Consider the following 18,358-nt stretch of genomic DNA (forward strand, 5'->3'; position numbering starts at 1 on the left):
CATAACGCTTCGCTCGACACGCCGCCGCCTCGACGCGGATGTCGTTGCCGGGGCCCCATCCCTGCCATACGGTGGACAGGAATCGAACGTGAGGAGTAAGGATCACGATGGCTGAGGATCCCGCAGCGGACGGCTTCACCGCCGACCTTCTCTTCACCGACGGCCTGCCGCAGCTCGACCCCGAAGCCGGCTACCGCGGTGCGGTCGCGGCGCGCGCGGCGGGCATCACGTACCGGCAGCTCGACTACTGGGCGCGCACCGAGCTCGTCGTGCCGACCATCCGCAGCGCCTCGGGATCGGGCTCGCAGCGGCTGTACGGCTTCCGCGACATCCTCGTCCTCAAGCTCGTGAAGCGCCTGCTCGACACGGGCATCTCGCTTCAGCAGATCCGGGTCGCCGTCGACCAGCTGCGCGCGTCGGGCATTCGCGATCTCGCCGGGACCACGCTCATGAGCGATGGCGCCTCGGTCTACCTCTGCACCTCGAACGACGAGGTCATCGACCTCGTGAGCCGAGGCCAGGGCGTGTTCGGCATCGCCGTCGGGCGCGTGCTGCGCGAGGTCGAGTCGACGCTCGTCGACTTCGACCCGACCGCTCCGGACCCGGTCGACGAGCTGGCTGCGCGCCGCTCGAAGCGCACCGCCTGACGCTCCTCCCCGGGTCGCGTCGACACATCCGTCGGCGGTGACGGGGCTTTCGCACGCCGTGTCTCGTTTCGGGTGGGTATGGCGGGTGCTTTCCCGCGCCGGGTGAGACACGCGTCGAGTCAGCGCGGCGTACCTGCCTCACCAAGGTGAGTGCGTGTCTCACTGAAGGTGAGAATGGCGAGCGTCAACCCAACGCAGGTGAGACATGCGAACGGGGCCGGATGGTCCGGGCGGATGGTCCGGGGGCTCACTCCGCGGCGGTGGGGCCCGTCTCGGGGACGGGGATGCGGCCGGCGCGCACGATGCGGTCGAGCAGCTGGTCGAAGTCCTGCGCCAGCTCCTGCGCCGATTCGCCGGGCCACACATGCAGCGGCTTCGCGGCGCCCTGCGCCTGCTGGAGCGAGGTGCGCTCGGGCAGCTGCGGCGACAGCACGAGGGGGCCGAACATGTCGCGGAGCTCCTTGATGCGGAACTGGTGCTCGATCGACTGGGGGCGCACGCGGTTCACGACGATGCCGAGCGGCTGGAGACGCGGCGAGAGGCCACGGCGGATCTCCTCGATCGCACGCAGCGCGCGGTCGGCGGCCGCGACGGAGAAGAGCCCCGGCTCGGTGATGACGGCCACGCGGTCGCTCGCGGCCCACGCCGTGCGCGTGAGCGCGTTGAGCGAGGGAGCGCAGTCGATGAGCACGAGGTCGTAGTCGGCCTCGACTGAGGCGAGCGCCTCCTCGAGCTTCCACACGTCGCGCACCGTCGGGTGCGGTCCGTCGTAGTTGATCGCCGACGGGCTCCCGATGAGCACGTCGATGACGCCGGGGTGCACCTTCGTCCATCCGCTCGCCGTGATGGCCTGGCGGACGACCTTCTCCTTCGGGTTCTCGAGAACATCGGCCACGTTCAGGTGGCCGGCGATCTGGATGTCGAGTCCCGTCGACACGTCGGACTGGGGGTCGAGGTCGACGACGAGCGTCCGGATGCCCCGCGAGAATGCCGCTGAGGCGAGCCCGAGGGTCACGGTCGTCTTGCCGACGCCTCCCTTGAGAGAGCTGACGCTGAGTACGTGCACGTGGTCTAACCTACCCTCCCCTAAGCTGGGGGCGAGCTCAGCGATGTCGGTGTGCCGGGCTCCGCCGTGCCAGCTGTCGCCGAGGAGGCGTATGTTCTCGAAGGTTCTCGTGGCCAACCGTGGCGAGATCGCCATCCGCGCGTTTCGCGCGGCGTACGAGCTGGGGGCGCGCACGGTCGCGGTCTTCCCGTACGAGGATCGCAACTCGCTCCATCGCCTGAAGGCGGATGAGGCGTACCAGATCGGCGTGGAGGGCCATCCGGTCCGCGCCTACCTCGACGTCGACGAGATCGTCCGCGTGGCGGTCGAGGCGGGCGCAGACGCGATCTATCCCGGCTACGGCTTCCTCTCCGAGAACCCCGACCTCGCGGCGAAGGCCGCCGCGCACGGCATCGCGTTCATCGGCCCGCCGGCCGAGGTGCTCGAGATGGCCGGCAACAAGGTCACCGCCAAGGAGCACGCGATCCGGGCGGGCGTTCCCGTGCTCCGGTCGACGCCAGCATCCGACGACGTGGACGAGCTCGTCGCCCAGTCCGACGAGATCGGATTCCCCCTCTTCGCGAAGGCCGTCGCGGGCGGCGGCGGCCGCGGCATGCGCCGCGTGGAGTCGAAGGAGGAGCTCGCCCCCGCGCTCGCCGAGGCGATGCGCGAGGCCGACAGCGCCTTCGGCGATCCGCGCATGTTCCTCGAGCAGGCCGTGCTCCGGCCGCGTCACGTCGAGGTGCAGGTCCTCGCCGACGCATCGGGAGAGACCGTCCACCTGTTCGAGCGGGACTGCTCGGTGCAGCGCCGCCATCAGAAGGTGATCGAGATCGCGCCCGCGCCGAACCTCGACGACACCGTGCGCGCCGACCTCCACCGCCACGCGGTCGCGTTCGCGCGGTCGATCGGCTACGTCAACGCCGGCACCGTCGAGTTCCTCCTCGAGACCGCGGGCCCGCGCGCGGGCGAGGTCGTCTTCATCGAGATGAACCCGCGCATCCAGGTCGAGCACACCGTGACCGAGGAGGTGACGGATGTCGACCTCGTCCAGGCGCAGATGCGCATCGCGTCGGGCGAGACGCTCGCCGACATCGGGCTCCTGCAGGACGACATCCGCCTGCACGGGGCTGCTCTCCAGTGCCGCATCACGACCGAGGACCCGGCACAGGGATTCCGGCCCGACACCGGCAAGATCACGACCTACCGGTCGCCGGGCGGCGCGGGCATCCGCCTCGACGGCGGCACGACGGCCGCCGGCGCCCAGGTGAGCCCGCACTTCGACTCGATGCTCGCGAAGCTCACGTGCCGCGGACGCGACTACACCGCGGCCGTCCGCCGCGCGCGCCGCGCGCTCGCGGAGTTCCGCATCCGCGGCGTCTCGACGAACATCCCGTTCCTTCAGGCCGTCCTCGACGACCCGTCGTTCATCGAGGGCGACCTCTCGACGTCGTTCATCGACGAGCGCCCCGAGCTCGTCCGGGGGCGGCCCTCGAAGGACCGCGGCTCGAAGATCCTCAACTGGCTGGTCGACGTCACCGTCAACAAGCCCCACGGGGAGAACCCGCTCTCGATCGATCCGCGCTCGAAGCTGCCGGCCGTGGACCTGTCGGCCGCACCGGCCGCGGGCTCGCGCCAGCGGCTCCTCGAGCTCGGCCCTGCGGGCTTCGCCCAGGCGCTGCGCGAGCAGAAGGCCCTGGCTGTCACGGAGACGACCTTCCGCGACGCGCACCAGTCGCTGCTCGCGACGCGCGTCCGCACCAAGGACCTCCTCAACGTGGCGCCGCACGTCGCGCGTCTGACTCCGCAGCTGCTCTCCGTCGAGGCGTGGGGCGGTGCGACCTACGATGTCGCGCTGCGCTTCCTCGCCGAGGACCCGTGGGAGCGTCTCGCACGGCTGCGCGAGGCGCTGCCGAACGTCGCCATCCAGATGCTGCTGCGCGGTCGCAACACGGTCGGGTACACGCCGTATCCGACGGAGGTGACCGATGCCTTCGTGCGCGAGGCCGCGGCGACCGGGATCGACATCTTCCGCATCTTCGACGCGCTCAACGACGTGTCCCAGATGCGCCCCGCGATCGATGCGGTGCTCGAGACCGGCACGACGGTCGCCGAGGTCGCCGTCTGCTACACGGGCGACCTGCTGAACCCCGCCGAGGATCTCTACACGCTCGACTACTACCTCCGACTCGCCGAGCAGATCGCGGACGCGGGCGCGCATGTGCTCGCGATCAAGGACATGGCGGGCCTCCTGCGACCCGCCGCCGCGGCGAAGCTCGTCTCGGCGTTCCGCGAGCGCTTCGACCTGCCCGTGCACGTGCACACGCACGACACCCCCGGCGGCCAGCTCGCGACGCTGCTCGCGGCGAGTGCGGCGGGCGCCGATGCGGTCGACGCCGCGGCGGCGACCATGGCGGGCACGACGAGCCAGCCGTCGCTGTCGTCGCTCGTCGCCGCCCTCGCGCACACCGAGCGCGACACGGGGCTCGACCTGCAGGCCGTGTCCGACCTCGAGCCGTACTGGGAGGCCGTCCGCCACCTGTACAAGCCGTTCGAATCGGGCCTCGCCGGGCCCACCGGGCGCGTCTACGCGCACGAGATCCCGGGCGGACAGCTGTCGAACCTGCGTCAGCAGGCGATCGCGCTCGGCCTCGCCGACGACTTCGAGCTCATCGAGGACATGTACGCCGCGGCGAACGAGATCCTCGGGCGCGTTCCCAAGGTGACCCCGTCGTCGAAGGTCGTGGGCGACCTCGCGCTCCACCTCGCGGCGGTCCGCGCCGATCCCGCCGACTTCGCCGAGAACCCCGGCAAGTACGACGTGCCCGACTCGGTCGTCGGGTTCATGGCCGGTGAGCTCGGCGACCTGCCGGGCGGATGGCCCGAGCCGTTCCGCACGAAGGTGCTCGCCGGGCGCGAGGTGAAGACCGGCGTCACGCCGATCAGCGCCGATGACCAGGCGGCGCTGGACGGCGACTCGGCCACGCGACGCGCGACGCTGAACCGCCTGCTCTTCCCGCAGCCGACGAAGGTCTTCCAGGAGATGCGCGAGACCTACGGCGACCTGTCGGTCCTCGACACGGCCGACTACCTCTACGGGCTGACCCCGGGTCGCGAGCACGTCATCACGCTCGAGAAGGGCGTGCAGCTCTACGCGGGGCTCGAGTCGATCGGCGCGGCCGACGACAAGGGCATCCGGTCGGTCATGACGACCCTGAACGGCCAGCTCCGCCCGGTCTCGGCGCGCGACCGCAGCATCCAGGTCGAGGCGCACGAGGCCGAGAAGGCCGACACGAGCAGGCCGGGGCAGGTGGCCGCGCCGTTCTCCGGCGTGGTCACGGTCAAGGTGGAGCCGGGCGACCGCGTGGCCGCGGGGCAGCCGGTCGCCTCGATCGAGGCGATGAAGATGGAGGCGGCCATCACGGCGCCCGTCGACGGCGTCGTCGAGCGGATCGCGATCGCGCCCACCCAGCAGGTGGAGGCGGGCGACCTTTTGGTCGTCGTCACGCCCGCCCAGTAACCTTGAGCGGGGCGCGACGTGTGTCGCGCCCCGCTTGGGGAGACATGACAGTGAGTTCGGATCGCAGCGGACGGCCAGAGGAAGAGCCCGAGGACCACGGAGTCCTCGAGGACACCGGCATCGACACGACGGCGATCGGCATCCTCGGCACGCACACGGCTCAGGTGCGCGTCGTGCTGCCGCAGACCATCGAAGACCCGGATGACGACGTCGTCGACGATGACATCCCGGGCGGCGACGTGCGCCGCGGCGGGATCGTCATCGAGCTCCCGGCCGACGAGCCCGACGACGACCTCGAGGTCATCACGGGCGAGCTCGACGAGGAGACCGTCGCCGCCGCCCGTGAGTCCACGCCCGCAGAGACCGTCGAGGACGACGCCGAGGCGGATGGCGCGGAGCCGGACGGCGCGCACGCCGACGAGGCGGATGGCGCGGAGGAGCTCGACGCGGAAGGCGCGGCTGCGCTCGATGCGGACGGTGCCGAAGCGGACGACGTCGAGGCGCTCGAGCCCGAGGCCGAGGAGCCCGACGCGCAGGAGCCCGAGGTCCACGAGCCTGAAGCCCAGGAGCCCGACGCCCAGGTGGACGAGCTCGCGCCGGACGACGACCTCACCGTTGCTGCAGCCGCGGCAGAGGAAACGGGCCTCGACGCGGAAGACGTCGAGCCTGACGACCAGCCCACCGCGGCGGACGACATCGAGCCCGACGACCAGCCGGACGACCGGGCCGACGAGCCGACCGAGGTCGAAGCCGACACAGCCATCGAGGCCGACGAAGCAGAGGCCGACACCGCCGCGGCGTCGGACGACGCGCAGGGCGCCCCGGACACCGAGCCGCGCGAGCGCCGTCCCGTCGTGCGCGAGGAGACGCTCCCGCCGGGCTACGACTCGTTCCTGCGCCCCGCGGCTGCTTCCGCCCGAGACCAGGAAGAGCCGGCCGAGCACGTCGGAGAGACCGCCCCCGATGGCGCCGTCTCCGATGCGAGAGAAGAGGACATGTCCGAATCCACCGAGAACGCGAAGCCCGCGCCGCCGATCACGCGTCCGTCGTTCATCGAGCAGGCGAAGGCCGCGCCCGAGTCGTCGCCCGCGCCCGCGCGCAAGCCGCGTGAGACGGCGTCCCGTCGAGCGGGGGAGGTGAGCGAGAACGCCGCGCGCGAGAGCGCGGACGTGCTCACGGCCGACCGGCTGCTCGATACGGGCGCCATCCACCGTCCCGAGCCCGAGGGGCCGTGGCGGCAGCTCGTCTACCGCCTGTCGGGACACCTCATCAACCTCGGCGACAGCAGGCGGACGCGCGAGCGCAAGGAGCTCTCGCGGCGCATCGCCGCTCCGCTGAGCGGCGCGGCGCGCTTCGTCCCCGTGCTCAGCCGCAAGGGCGGCGTCGGCAAGACGACCGTCACGGCGCTCCTCGGCATGGCACTCGCCGACGCCCGCGACGACCGCGTGATCGCCGTCGACGCGAACCCCGACCGCGGCACGCTCGCCGAGCGCATCGCGCGGGCGACCGGGAAGACCGTGCGCGATCTCGTCCGCAACCGCGACGCCGTGCACGGCTACGCCGACATGTCGAGTCACGTCGTCCGCGACGAGACCCGCCTCGACGTGCTCGCGTCGGACACCGATCCGCACGTGTCGGAGGCGTTCAGCGATCAGGACTACCGCGACGTCGCCGACGTCGCCGCGCACTACTACTCGATCGTGCTCACCGACACGGGCACCGGCATCGTGCACTCCGTCATGGGCGCGACGCTCGACCTCGCCGACCAGATCGTCGTGGTCGCGGGGCTCAGCGTCGACGAGGCGCGCCTCGCGAGCGAGACGCTCACGTGGCTCGAGTCGAACGGCTTCGCCGATCAGGTGCGCTCTGCGGTCGTCGTGCTGAACCAGTCGACTCCGGGTGCTCCGCTCGTGCGCCTCGACGAGCTCGACGCGCATTTCCGCAGCCGTGTGCGCGCCGTCGTCCGCATCCCATACGACCCGCAGCTCGCGACGGGCAGCGCCATCGCGTACGGCGAGCTCGCCCCTGCCACGCGCGACGCCGCGCGCGAGCTCGCCGCGCGCGTCGTCGAGGGACTGCGGCAGCCGGCGCAGGAGGAGAAGTGACCGTCCGCGACATCCGGATCATCGGCGACCCCGTCCTCGCTCAGCGGTGCGCCGAGATCGAGCACATCGACGACGGCGTCCGCGCGCTCGTCGACGATCTCATCGAGACGGTGAAGCTGCCGGGCAGGGCCGGTGTCGCGGCGCCGCAGATCGGCGTCGGGCTCCGTGCGTTCAGCTACAACATCGACGGCGACATCGGGTACATCCTCAACCCGCGGATCGTCGAGGTGCGCGGCGAGCCCGTCCCGACCGGAGAGGGATGCCTGTCGGTGCCTGGCCTCTGGCACGACGCCCTGCGCCACCCGTACGCACGGGCGGAGGGCATCGACCTCGACGGTGCGCGCGTCGTGCTCGAGGGGGAGGGGCTCTTCGCGCAGATGCTGCAGCACGAGACGGACCACCTCGATGGCACGCTCTACCTCAAGCGCCTCTCGGCGGACGACCGCAAGGCCGCCATGCGCGAGGTGCGGGAGAAGATCTGGCTCACCTAGGCAGGGCATGAGTGAGGGGGACGGCCGGGGGCCGTCCCCCTCACTCATGCCTGCTCACCCCATCGGGATGTTCGTCGTCTGGATGGGCGCCTCGTAGATCGCCTCGATGTCCTTCGCGAAGTCGCGCAGGATCTCCGCGCGCTTGATCGACATCTTGGGCGTCAGGTGGCCGGTCGCCTCCGTCCACTCCGTGCCGAGCACGGTGAACTTGCGGATGGACTCGGCGCGAGAGACGCGCGTGTTCGCCTCGTCGATCGCCCGCTGGATCTCGGCGCGCACCGTCGCATTCTGCGCCGCCTGCTCGAGCGTGAGGTCGGACGACTCGCCGTGCGTCGCGAGCCAGGCCGGCAGCATCTCGGGGTCGAGCGTGACGAGCGCCGCGATGAACGGCTTCTGGTCGCCTACCACGACGACCTGGCTGACGATCGGGTTCGCGCGGATCGGATCCTCGAGCGCGGCCGGGGCGACGTTCTTGCCGCCCGCGGTCACGATGATCTCCTTCTTGCGCCCCGTGATCGTGAGATAGCCGTCGTCGTCGAGCGCGCCGATGTCGCCGGTGCGGAACCACTCGCCGTCGAAGGCGGCCTCGGTCGCCTCGGGGTTCCGCCAGTACTCGCGGAAGACGTTGATCCCGCGCACCTGCACCTCGCCGTCGTCCGCGATGCGCACGCCGACGCCGGGGAGCGCAGGGCCGACCGAGCCGATCTTCGACTTGGACGGGAGGTTCACGGTCGCAGGGGCGGTCGTCTCGGTGAGACCGTACCCCTCGAGGATGGTGATGCCGAGGCTGTGGAAGAAGTGCCCGAGCCGGGCGCCGAGGGGCGCCGAGCCGGAGATCGCGTAGCGGACGTTCCCGCCCATGAGCGCGCGCAGCTTCGCGTAGACGAGGCGGTCGAAGAGCGCGAACTGCACGTGCAGCCCGAGCCCGATCTTCTCGCCGTCCTGCACGCGACGGGAGTGCTCGACGGCGACCTTCGCCGCGGCGCGGAAGATCCGGCCCTTGCCCTCGGACTCGGTCTTCTGCTCGGCCGAGTTGTAGACCTTCTCGAAGACGCGGGGCACCGCGAGGAGGAACGTCGGCTTGAAGGAGCCGAGCGCCGCGACGAGCTGCTTCGTGTCGGGCTGGTGGCCGGTCTTGACGCCCGAGTGGATGCACAGCAGCGAGATGAACCGGGCGAACACGTGCGCGGTCGTGATGAAGAGCACCGTCGAGGCGCCGGGCTGGTGCACGATCTCGGTCATCGCCTTAGCCGCGTTGCGGCAGAGCTCGACGAAGTTCGCGTGCGTGATCACGCATCCCTTGGGGCGCCCGGTCGACCCGGACGTGTAGATGAGGGTGGCGATGTCGTCGCCGTTCGCGAGCTGACGTCGCCGCTCGATCTCGGCATCCTCGACGGACGCGCCCGCCGCCGTGAGCGTCGCGATGGCGTCCTGATCCATCCGCCACAGCTCGCGCACGAGCGGGAGCTCGCCGCGGACCTCCTCGAAGCGCGCTGCGTGGTCGGCGCTCTCGACCATGAGGGCGGTCGCACCCGAGTCGGAGAGGATCCACTGGATCTGGGCGGGCGAGCTCGTCTCGTAGACCGGCACCATGACGGCGCCCGCGAAGAAGAGAGCGAAGTCGACGACCGACCACTCGTAGGTCGTGCGCGCGAGGAAGGCGACCTTGTCGCCGGGCTGCACGCCCGCGGCGACGAAGCCCTTCGCGAGGGCGACCACCTGCTCGTGGAACGTGCGGGCCGAGATGTCGCGCCATCCGCCTGAGCCGTCGGGGACCGCGAACAGCGCCCGATCGGGGGTCTCCGACACCCGCTCGACGAGGAGGTCGGCGACGTTCGCCGACGGATCGGCGGGGACGATTGCGGGCGTCGATGTCTCGATCACGGCATCTCCTTCGGTACCGGCTGCGGATGCTGCGAGTATATGCCGGGGCATGCGCCCGACCCTCGCGCGTGCACGGTTCCTACAAGGCTAGACTTCCAGGCGACCGATTCCGACAGTGGGAGCTGACCTTGTTCTACTGGCTCATGAAGTACGTCTTCGTCGGTCCGATCGTGAAGGCCATCTACCGCCCGTGGGTCACCGGACGCGAGAACGTCCCGACGACGGGCGCGGCCATCCTCGCGAGCAACCACCTGTCGGTCATCGACTCGGTCTTCCTTCCGCTCATGCTCGACCGTCCCGTGTCCTTCCTCGCGAAGGCGGAGTACTTCACGGGTCGCGGCCTCAAGGGCTGGGCCACGAAGTGGTTCATGAAGGGCACAGGGCAGATCGCCCTCGACCGCTCGGGCGGGCCCGCCTCGGAGGCGGCGCTCAACACGGCTCTCCAGGTCATCGGCCGAGGCGACCTGCTCGGCATCTACCCCGAGGGCACACGCAGCCCCGACGGCAAGCTCTACCGGGGCCGCACGGGCATCGCGCGGATGGCGCTCGAGGCGAAGGTGCCGGTCATCCCCGTCATCATGGTCGACACCGGCACGATGATGCCGATCGGGCAGACCCTCCCGCGCGTCATGCGCGTGGGCGTCGTGATCGGCGAGCCGCTCGACTTCTCGCGCTACGCGGGCATGGAGGGCGACCGCTACGTGCTGCGCTCCGTGACCGACGAGATCATGGTCGCGCTTCAGCGGCTCGGCGGCCAGGAGTACAGCGACGAGTACGCGTCGACGGTCAAGAACCGCCTCGCCGCCAGCTGACATCCGCCGGCCATCCGCCGTGAACGGAGGGGCCGCCGTCCCGCGATAACATCGGACAATGCCCCGAACGCTGGATGCACTCGACGCCTGGAAGTCCCTGCCGATCAAGCAGCAGCCGGTGTATCCCGACGCGGCGGCGGTCGCCGAGGTCGCCGCCGAGCTCAGCACCCTCCCGCCGCTCGTCTTCGCCGGCGAGGTCGACACCCTCAAGGCGCGTCTGGCCGACGCGGCCGCGGGCCGGGCGTTCCTCCTCCAGGGCGGCGACTGCGCCGAGACGTTCGCCGGTGCCACGGCCGACAAGATCCGCAACCGCGTCAAGACCGTGCTGCAGATGGCCGTCGTCCTCACGTACGGCGCCTCGATGCCCGTCGTCAAGATGGGGCGGATGGCCGGCCAGTTCGCCAAGCCCCGCTCGAGCGACACCGAGACGCGCGGCGACATCACCCTCCCCGCGTTCCGCGGCGAGATCGTCAACGGCTACGACTTCACCGCGGCGTCGCGTGAGGCCGACCCGCAGCGCCTCCTGCAGGCGTACCACACGTCTGCTTCGACGCTGAACCTCATCCGCGCGTTCACGCAGGGCGGCTTCGCCGACCTCCGCGAGGTGCACTCGTGGAACAAGGGCTTCGCGGAGAACCCCGCCAACAAGCGATACGAGCGTCTCGCCGCCGAGATCGACCGCGCCATCCGCTTCATGGACGCGTGTGGCGCGGACTTCGACGAGCTGCGCCGCGTCGAGTTCTACACGGGGCACGAGGGCCTGCTCATGGACTACGAGCGCCCGCTCACGCGCATCGACTCGCGCACGGGGGAGATCTACAACACGTCGAGCCACTTCCAGTGGATCGGCGAGCGCACGCGCGAGCTCGACGGCGCGCACGTCGAGTACTTCTCGCACATCCGCAACCCCATCGGCGTGAAGCTCGGTCCGACGACGTCGACCGACACCGCGCTCGCGCTCATCGACAAGCTCGACCCCGAGCGGGAGCCCGGTCGCCTCACCTTCATCACCCGGATGGGCGCCGGCAAGATCCGCGACGCGCTGCCCCCGCTGCTCGAGGCCGTCAAGGCCTCCGGCGCGCAGCCGCTCTGGGTCACCGACCCGATGCACGGCAACGGCATCACGACCCCGACCGGCTACAAGACGCGTCGCTTCGACGACGTCGTCGACGAGGTCCGCGGCTTCTTCGAGGCGCACCGCGCGGCGGGCACGTTCCCGGGCGGCATCCACGTCGAGCTCACGGGCGACGACGTCACCGAGTGCCTCGGCGGATCCGAGCAGATCGACGAGGCGACCCTCGCGACCCGCTACGAGTCCCTGTGCGACCCGCGCCTCAACCACATGCAGTCGCTCGAGCTCGCCTTCCTCGTGGCCGAGGAGCTCGAGAAGCGCTGACCTGCGCGGCATCCGCGCACACCGGCCCCGGGCATCCGATTCGAGTGACGGCGGATGGCGCCGCACCGGTTCCGGGAATCGGATCGGTGGGGCGGGTGTGTGCGGGTGAGGTCGACACGCGCACACCAGGCCCGGGCATCCGATTCCGGTGACGGCGGATGGCGCAGCACGGCGGATGGCCGCGGGAGCGCGGATTCCGGTGACGGCGGATGGCGCCGCGGAACGAACGCGCGCGGCTAGAACGAGCCGGTGATCGTCAGCGTGATCGTCGTGCCGGCACGCTGCTGCGAGCCGCCCTCGGGGCTCATCGACACGACCTCGGTGAACTCGTCGACCACGGCATCCCACAGTCCGTTGTACGAGTAGGCGAAGCCGGCGGCCTCGAGCTCGGCCTTCGCCTCGTCGCGCGTCATGCCGACGACGTCGGGAACCTCGAACAGCTGCGGGCCGAGCGAGGTGACGAGACGCACCGTGTCGCCGGGGCGCCAGCTGCCCGGCTCGGACCGCTCGAGGAAGTAGATCACGTGCCCTTCGGGCACCGTGTCGTGGTACTCCTGTGACACGACCTCGGTCTTCACGCCGACGGCGTCGAGGGTCGCCGCGGCCTCCTCGGAGCTCATCCCGACGACGTTCGGCAGCTCCCCGAGGGAGACGGTCAGCTGCGCCGCGTCGCCCTGGTGCACCGAGCAGCCGGCGGCGCAGTCGACCGGGTCGCCCCCGGCCGCCGGCGTGATGCTCACCGCGAGGACCGTCCCCTCCGCCTCCTCGGCGAAGAGCGGCACGTCGTCCTCGGCCACCGAGATCCGACTGTCCTCGAGCAGTCCGCGCACCTCGTCGGCGCTCAGACCCGCGAGCTGGCCGAGCTCGGCGCTGGCGGGACCCGCCGACGTCACCACCGTGACGACCGTGTCCCTGTCGACGCGCGCGCCCTCTGAGGGATCGGTGCGGATGACCTCGCCGGCGGGCACGTCGAGCGTGTTCTCCGTGCGCTCCTGCGCGTCGAGCTCGAGCCCGGCGAGCGTGCTCTCCGCCTCGGCGTAGGTGAGCCCGTCGAGTTCCGGAACCGCGACGTACGATCCCGGACCCGAGCCCCACCACCATCCGGCGCCCGCCGCGCCTCCCGCGAGCAGGAGCGTCAGCACGATCAGCCACACGCCGCGCGCGCGTCGGCGCTTCGCCCGTCGGCGGAGGACCGCGGCGTTGTCGGCGTCCTCCTGCGGGCCCGCGCTCGTCAGCGACGGCGGGAGCACCGAGGTCGCCGCCTCGGGCATGACCTTCGTCTGGCCGCCCGTCTGCTCGCCCTCGTCAGGAAGCTCCTCGGGGAACCTGCTGGCCGCGGCCGTGCGCGTCGGCAGGGGAGTGACGCCGAGCTCGCGCTCGATCTCGCGCAGCCGTTCGAGCATCTGCTGCGCGTCGGACGGACGCTCGTCCGGCTCCTTCTCGGTCGCCCACAGCACGAGCTCGTCGAGCTGCTCGGGCACGCCGGGGTTCTTCACGCTCGGTCGCGGCACCGACTCCGTCGCGTGCTGGTACGCGATCTGCATGGGCTGCTCGCCCTTGTACGGCTGCTCGCCTGCGAGCATCTCGTACAGCATGATGCCGAGGGCGTAGATGTCGCTGCGGGTGTCGGCGGTCCCGCGCGTCACGAGCTCGGGTGCGAGATAGGCGATCGTGCCCAGAAGCTGCTGGCCGGTCGCGGTGTTCGCGGACGTCGCGCGCGCCAGGCCGAAGTCGCCGATCTTGATGCGGCCGTCCTCCGCGAGGAGCACGTTCTCGGGCTTGACGTCGCGGTGGATGAGCCCCGCGCGATGCGCGGCGGACAGCCCGGCGAGCACGGCGTCCATGATCGTGATCGTCTGCGTCACCGTGAGCCGGCGCTGCTCCTTGAGCAGCTCGCGCAGCGTGATCCCGGGCAGGTACTCCATCACGAGGTACGCGAGCTCGCCATCCTGGCCCTGGTCGAAGACGTTGACCACATGCGGGTCGGACAGGCGGGCCGCGGTGCGCGCCTCCTGGATGAAGCGGCTCTGGAAGACGCTGTCGTCGCTCAGGTGGCTGTGCATCACCTTGAGCGCGACGCGGCGCTCAAGTCGGAGGTCCGTGGCCACGTAGACGGTGGCCATCCCACCGCGCGCGATGCGGGCGCGGACCCGGTATCTGTCGTCGACAAGCCGCCCGATGAGGGGATCGACCTGCTGACTCATGGACACCGTTGAATTCTACGAAAGGGCCCCTGAGACGCCTGTGACCGGCGCGCCCGGCGCCGGTCACAGGTCGATGACGATCCCGCGCGCCTCCGCGCGGATCAGCCGAGCTGGGCCAGCCAGCTGTAGGCCTGCTGCTCCCAGCGGCGGTACCGGTCGGGGAACGCCGAGATCTGGACGGTCTGGGCCGCCTCGCCGAACTCCATGCTCTCCCAGCCGGGGATGTCGCGCAGGCCGCGCGTCGTGTGCCCGTTCGGGTCGCCCGCGCCGCCGTAGAAGACCCGGATGGAGTAGTCGCGGTCGAGGATCTGCTCCTCGGTGCCCCAGCCCGTGCTCGGGCGCTGCTGGAACAGGCCCAGCGAATCGCGGTCGCCCCAGCTGACGTTGCGCAGCGAGGACTCGACCATCGCGGTCGCCAGCGCGATCGCGATGCCCTTGTCCGGGATGCCGAGCTCGCGTCCGATGCGGATGATCATCTGCGCGTTCTCGGTCTGCGGCGCGTTGAGCGACGAGGTGAGCTGATCCTGCGGCGAGTCGTAGATCGACGGGGGAGCGGACTCCTCCTTCTTCTCCTCGCCCTGCGGCGCCGGCTTCGCGTCGGCACGCGGGATGACGATCTTCTGCCCGGGGTAGATGATGCTCGACCCGTTGAGACCGTTCTCCGCGAGGAGCTCGCTCACGCTCACACCGTGCTCCTGCGCGATGCTCCAGAGGGTGTCGCCGGCCTGGACGATGTAGGTCTCGTCGGCGGGGGATTCGGGGACGGCGGGCGCCTGGGGTGCCTCGGGCGCCGACTCCTGCTGCTTCGCCTCGGCCTGGGGCGCGACGGCGTTGCTCGCGACGAGGAGCTTCTGCCCGGGGAAGATCATCGCGTCCGCGCCGAGCTTGTTGAGCGAGATGATGCGGTCGACCGACGTGCCGTGCTTCTGCGCGATCGACCAGACCGTGTCGCCCGCCGCGACCGTGTGGCTCTTCGTCGTGGCGGACGCCTCGATCGAGGGCTTCGCCTCGGTCTGCGCAGGCGCCGCGGCGCGCGCGGCCAGCGTGAGCTTCTGTCCCGGGTAGATCGTGCTCGACCAGCTGAGGCCGTTCCACGTCAGCAGGTCGACGGTGCGCAGGCCGTGGCGGATGGCGATCCCGGTGATCGTGTCTCCCGACTCGACCGTGTAGCTCGTCGCGACAGCGGCGGCAGCGCGCACCGTGATCTGCGCGGCGGCGGCCATCGGCTGCTTCGGGGCCGTGCCGGCGGCGACCGCGAGGCTGCCCTGCACGTGGCCGAACGCCGACGGCAGATGGCGCATGCCGTCACGCGGCTTCGGCTCCGCGGCGACGGCAGCGGCAGGAGCTCCCAGGGTCACGGCGATGGCGCCGGTGACAGCCATGGGAACGGTGGTGAACAGGTCGCGCCTGCGGCGCGGAGTCGGTCGATGCACGTTGAACCCCCAACGATCGGACTCGAGAAACGTTGTCACGGAAGTGTTACGAAGTCAATTGGTGTCACCGGAAGTGACCGGTGGTGCCCGGGGTGTCAACGGGGCGGATGTGACTGATGTGATTTGTGCCGCGGTGCCGCCCGAGCGGCGTCGCCCGTCGAGGAGATGAGAAACTGATGACGTGACTGCGGAGACCTCCTCGACCGTTCCCACCGACTGGCTGACCATTCCCGAGCTCGTCGAGATCCTCGGCGAGCCGCAGGGGCGCATCCGCCGGCTGCTCGATGAGCGCGCGCTCATCGGCTCGCGGCGCGAGGGGCCGCTCAAGGTGCCCTCCGTCTTCATCGTGGACGGCCATCCGCTGTCCTCGCTCCGGGGCACCGTGATCGTCCTCGCGGACGCCGGCTTCACCGACGACGAGGCGATCGACTGGCTGCTCACGACGGATGACACGATCGGCGTCGCGCCGATCACGGCGCTGCTCGCGGGGCGCAAGAGCGAGGTGCGCCGGGTCGCTCAGACGCTCGCGTGACTCACGCGGTGCGCTGGGTGGCCGCGTCGAGCAGCTGACGCAGCTCGACGACCGCATCGGCGTCGATGGGCGCGGATGCCAGCGCCGCGACGGCCTCATCGGCGTACGCGGCGATGCGCTCCTCGACGCGCTCGAGCGCTCCGCTGCCGACGATCTGCTCGCGCAGGAAGGCGATCTCGGCGTCGCCGAGATCGGGGTCGCCGACGAGCGCGTCGATCCGCGCGCGGATGTCCGCGGTCGCGCGCTCGCGCGCGTACGCGATGAGCAGGGTGCGCTTCCCCTCGCGGAGGTCGTCGCCGGCGGGCTTGCCGGTCTCGTCCGCGTCGCCGAACACGCCGAGCACGTCATCGCGCAGCTGGAACGCGAGCCCGAGCGGATGGCCGAAGGCCGCGAGCGCCGCGAGCTGCGCGTCCGAGCCGCCCGCGAGGGCCGCGCCGATGACGAGGGGCTGCTGCACGCTGTATCGGGCCGACTTCAGGGAGGCGATGCGGAGGGCGCGATCGGCGTGCTGCGCGTCGGGTGTGCGCGGCCAGGCCGACTCCTCGGCGACATCGAGGAACTGCCCGATCATCACCTCGCGGCGCATCCGCGCATACTCGGACCGCGCGCGGCCTGGGGCCGTGTCGAGCCCCTCCAGCGCGGCGTCGAAGAGGTCGGCGCTCCATGACAGGAGCAGGTCTCCCAGCAGGACCGAGCCGGATCGCCCGAACGCGGCCGCATCCCCGGCCCAGCCGGCGTCGCGGTGCCACGACTCGAGCGCGCGGTGGGCGGAGGGCCGCCCTCGGCGCGTGTCGGAGTTGTCGATGAGGTCGTCGTGCACGAGCGCGGCGGCCTGGAACACCTCGAGCGCCGCGCACGCATCGACGATGCTGCTCGGGAGTGCGGCGTCCGCCCCGCGCACCGCGCGCCATCCCGTCGCGCAGAACCGTCCGCGGAGGCGCTTCCCGCCGACGAGCGCGGCCGTCGCGCTGGCGACGAATCCCTCGGCCTCGGGGCCGTGCTCGCGAGCGGCCTGGTGCTGCACTGTCGAGAAGCTCTCCAGTCGCTGGGAGATCGTCTCGATCAGGGGGAGAGGAGGCGCCACAGGCCTAGCCTAGTGAGGACACGCGGCGATAGAATGATCGTCAGTTTCACCCGAGGGGGACACCATGCCACTCTCCGAACAGGAGCAGCGCCTGCTGGACGAGATGGAACGCCATCTCATGCAGAACGACGCCGACGTCGTGAGCGCTTCGGCGAGCCGTGCGCTCAGCTATCGCAATCTCATCTACGGGGCCATCCTCGTGCTCGTCGGCCTCGCCGCCGTGATCGCGGGCATCGCCCTGTGGAACAGCATCCTGGCTCTCGGCATAGGACTCGGGGTCGCGGGCTTCGCCGCGATGGTCGGCGGGGTCGTGCTCGCCACGACGCCGGCCAAGGGCGACGACGCGCAGGGTCTCCCGCGCACGGGCACCGTGCCCGGCAAGCCGATGCAGGGTGCCTCCTTCATGGACCGCATGAACGATCGATGGGACCGCCGCCAGCAGGGCCGCTGAGCCCCACCGTCCTCCACACGAGAAGCGCCGACCTTCGGGTCGGCGCTTTTTCTGTGCCCGGCGATCGCCATCCGCTCCACTGGCCCTCCACTCGGCCTCCACTCTCCTCCACCGCGTTCTCCCTTGAGATCACGCGGCACGCCGACGCGCCGCATTCCTGAGAATGCGCAGATCTCCCTGGACAGTGGAGGGAAGTGGAGTAAAGTGGGGCGCACCTGAGTTGGCCGGAACGAAGGGGGGTGTGATGGCCGATGCTGTTGGGCACGCATACCCCCAAGCTCGACGACAAGGGCCGCGTCATCCTCCCCGCGAAGTTCCGCGAGGAGCTCGCCGGCGGGATCGTCGTGACGCGCGGACAGGAGCGCTGCCTGTACGTGTTCAGCACGGCGGAGTTCGAGCGGGTGCACGAGCGGATCCGCGAGGCTCCGCTCACGAACAAGCAGGCGCGCGATTTCATGCGCATGTTCCTGTCCGGTGCGAGTGCCGAGACCCCCGACGGTCAGAACCGGATCACCATCCCGTCCCACCTGCGCACCTACGCGGGCCTGGAGAAGGAGCTCGTCGTCACGGGCGTCGGGTCGCACGCCGAGATCTGGGACGCGGGCGCATGGAACGCGTACCTCGAGAGCAATGAAGAGAGCTACTCCGAACTGGAGGAGGAGGTGATCCCCGGACTGTTCTGACCCCGGTTGTGATCCCCACCCGCAGCCCTGAAGCCACTTCCCCGGCGGCAGGTCGAGCGGTTGGGAATCAG

Annotated in this window: 14 protein-coding genes; 9 read left to right on the forward strand and 5 right to left on the reverse strand. The window is 70.7% G+C overall.

Annotated features, from left to right (window positions below):
• Window positions 1-107: 107 nt before the first annotated feature.
• Window positions 108-647: a MerR family transcriptional regulator gene (locus ACOWU6_RS07595; protein WP_271173286.1), complete on the forward strand. Its 540-nt coding sequence runs from the start codon at window positions 108-110 to the stop codon at window positions 645-647.
• 247 nt (window positions 648-894) lie between these two features.
• On the opposite strand, the gene ACOWU6_RS07600 is transcribed toward ACOWU6_RS07595, so the two are convergent.
• Window positions 895-1,713: a ParA family protein gene (locus tag ACOWU6_RS07600; protein ID WP_271173285.1), complete on the reverse strand. Its 819-nt coding sequence runs from the start codon at window positions 1,711-1,713 to the stop codon at window positions 895-897.
• A gap of 91 nt (window positions 1,714-1,804) precedes the next feature.
• On the opposite strand from ACOWU6_RS07600, the gene ACOWU6_RS07605 reads away from it, so the two are divergent.
• The 3 genes from ACOWU6_RS07605 to ACOWU6_RS07615 are packed head-to-tail and all read left to right on the forward strand — an operon-like array spanning window position 1,805 to window position 7,808.
• On the forward strand, window positions 1,805-5,212 hold the full coding sequence (locus tag ACOWU6_RS07605; protein WP_421075297.1) for a pyruvate carboxylase: 3,408 nt from the start codon (window positions 1,805-1,807) through the stop codon (window positions 5,210-5,212).
• A 44-nt stretch (window positions 5,213-5,256) separates the two neighbouring features.
• Window positions 5,257-7,317 carry a MinD/ParA family ATP-binding protein gene (locus ACOWU6_RS07610; RefSeq protein WP_421075298.1) on the forward strand — a complete coding sequence of 687 codons (2,061 nt, stop codon included), beginning with the start codon at window positions 5,257-5,259 and terminating at the stop codon, window positions 7,315-7,317.
• Window positions 7,314-7,808, forward strand: a complete 495-nt coding sequence (locus ACOWU6_RS07615; RefSeq protein ID WP_421075299.1) for a peptide deformylase — start codon at window positions 7,314-7,316, stop codon at window positions 7,806-7,808. Before ACOWU6_RS07610 ends, ACOWU6_RS07615 begins: the two co-directional genes overlap by 4 nt.
• Window positions 7,809-7,862: 54 nt before the next feature.
• Here ACOWU6_RS07615 and ACOWU6_RS07620 read toward each other — a convergent pair whose 3' ends face one another.
• Window positions 7,863-9,692, reverse strand: a complete 1,830-nt coding sequence (locus ACOWU6_RS07620) for an AMP-dependent synthetase/ligase (RefSeq protein ID WP_421075300.1) — start codon at window positions 9,690-9,692, stop codon at window positions 7,863-7,865.
• A 128-nt stretch (window positions 9,693-9,820) separates the two neighbouring features.
• On the opposite strand from ACOWU6_RS07620, the gene ACOWU6_RS07625 reads away from it, so the two are divergent.
• Both ACOWU6_RS07625 and ACOWU6_RS07630 read left to right on the forward strand, forming a co-directional pair.
• Window positions 9,821-10,504, forward strand: coding sequence for a lysophospholipid acyltransferase family protein (locus tag ACOWU6_RS07625; protein WP_324011774.1), 684 nt, complete (start codon window positions 9,821-9,823; stop codon window positions 10,502-10,504).
• 58 nt (window positions 10,505-10,562) lie between these two features.
• Entirely contained in the window at window positions 10,563-11,900 is a 1,338-nt protein-coding gene (locus ACOWU6_RS07630; protein ID WP_271173279.1) for a class II 3-deoxy-7-phosphoheptulonate synthase, read from the forward strand.
• 236 nt (window positions 11,901-12,136) lie between these two features.
• On the opposite strand, the gene pknB is transcribed toward ACOWU6_RS07630, so the two are convergent.
• Window positions 12,137-14,110 carry a Stk1 family PASTA domain-containing Ser/Thr kinase gene (gene pknB / locus ACOWU6_RS07635; RefSeq protein WP_421075301.1) on the reverse strand — a complete coding sequence of 658 codons (1,974 nt, stop codon included), beginning with the start codon at window positions 14,108-14,110 and terminating at the stop codon, window positions 12,137-12,139.
• Between the two features lie 95 nt (window positions 14,111-14,205).
• Entirely contained in the window at window positions 14,206-15,486 is a 1,281-nt protein-coding gene (locus tag ACOWU6_RS07640; RefSeq protein WP_282979130.1) for a LysM peptidoglycan-binding domain-containing protein, read from the reverse strand.
• Between the two features lie 232 nt (window positions 15,487-15,718).
• Here ACOWU6_RS07640 and ACOWU6_RS07645 point away from each other — a divergent pair, with 232 nt between their 5' ends.
• The gene (locus ACOWU6_RS07645; RefSeq protein WP_271173276.1) at window positions 15,719-16,069 is read left to right on the forward strand and encodes an Rv2175c family DNA-binding protein; all 351 of its coding nucleotides are present in this window, start codon (window positions 15,719-15,721) and stop codon (window positions 16,067-16,069) included.
• A gap of 1 nt (window position 16,070) precedes the next feature.
• Here the strand turns inward: ACOWU6_RS07645 and ACOWU6_RS07650 are convergent, their stop codons facing one another.
• Window positions 16,071-17,153, reverse strand: coding sequence for a polyprenyl synthetase family protein (locus tag ACOWU6_RS07650; RefSeq protein WP_421075302.1), 1,083 nt, complete (start codon window positions 17,151-17,153; stop codon window positions 16,071-16,073).
• Window positions 17,154-17,217: 64 nt separating this feature from the next.
• Here ACOWU6_RS07650 and ACOWU6_RS07655 point away from each other — a divergent pair, with 64 nt between their 5' ends.
• Window positions 17,218-17,604: a DUF3040 domain-containing protein gene (locus tag ACOWU6_RS07655; RefSeq protein ID WP_271173274.1), complete on the forward strand. Its 387-nt coding sequence runs from the start codon at window positions 17,218-17,220 to the stop codon at window positions 17,602-17,604.
• A 251-nt stretch (window positions 17,605-17,855) separates the two neighbouring features.
• On the forward strand, window positions 17,856-18,287 hold the full coding sequence (gene mraZ / locus ACOWU6_RS07660; RefSeq protein WP_271173273.1) for a division/cell wall cluster transcriptional repressor MraZ: 432 nt from the start codon (window positions 17,856-17,858) through the stop codon (window positions 18,285-18,287).
• The last annotated feature ends 71 nt before the right edge of the window (window positions 18,288-18,358 follow it).

Origin of the sequence: Microbacterium sp. SA156 (genome assembly GCF_049065455.1) — a bacterium.
Classification (GTDB): domain Bacteria; phylum Actinomycetota; class Actinomycetes; order Actinomycetales; family Microbacteriaceae; genus Microbacterium; species Microbacterium barkeri.

What these genes read in the sequence shown, in the direction of transcription:
- ACOWU6_RS07595 (WP_271173286.1), top strand. Translation starts at nt 108, where the DNA reads ATGGCTGAGGATCCCGCAGCGGACGGCTTCACCGCCGACCTTCTCTTC.
- ACOWU6_RS07605 (WP_421075297.1), top strand. Translation starts at nt 1,805, where the DNA reads ATGTTCTCGAAGGTTCTCGTGGCCAACCGTGGCGAGATCGCCATCCGC.
- ACOWU6_RS07610 (WP_421075298.1), top strand. Translation starts at nt 5,257, where the DNA reads ATGACAGTGAGTTCGGATCGCAGCGGACGGCCAGAGGAAGAGCCCGAG.
- ACOWU6_RS07630 (WP_271173279.1), top strand. Translation starts at nt 10,563, where the DNA reads ATGCCCCGAACGCTGGATGCACTCGACGCCTGGAAGTCCCTGCCGATC.
- ACOWU6_RS07640 (WP_282979130.1), bottom strand. Translation starts at nt 15,486, where the DNA reads ATGGCTGTCACCGGCGCCATCGCCGTGACCCTGGGAGCTCCTGCCGCT.
- ACOWU6_RS07655 (WP_271173274.1), top strand. Translation starts at nt 17,218, where the DNA reads ATGCCACTCTCCGAACAGGAGCAGCGCCTGCTGGACGAGATGGAACGC.
- mraZ (WP_271173273.1), top strand. Translation starts at nt 17,856, where the DNA reads ATGCTGTTGGGCACGCATACCCCCAAGCTCGACGACAAGGGCCGCGTC.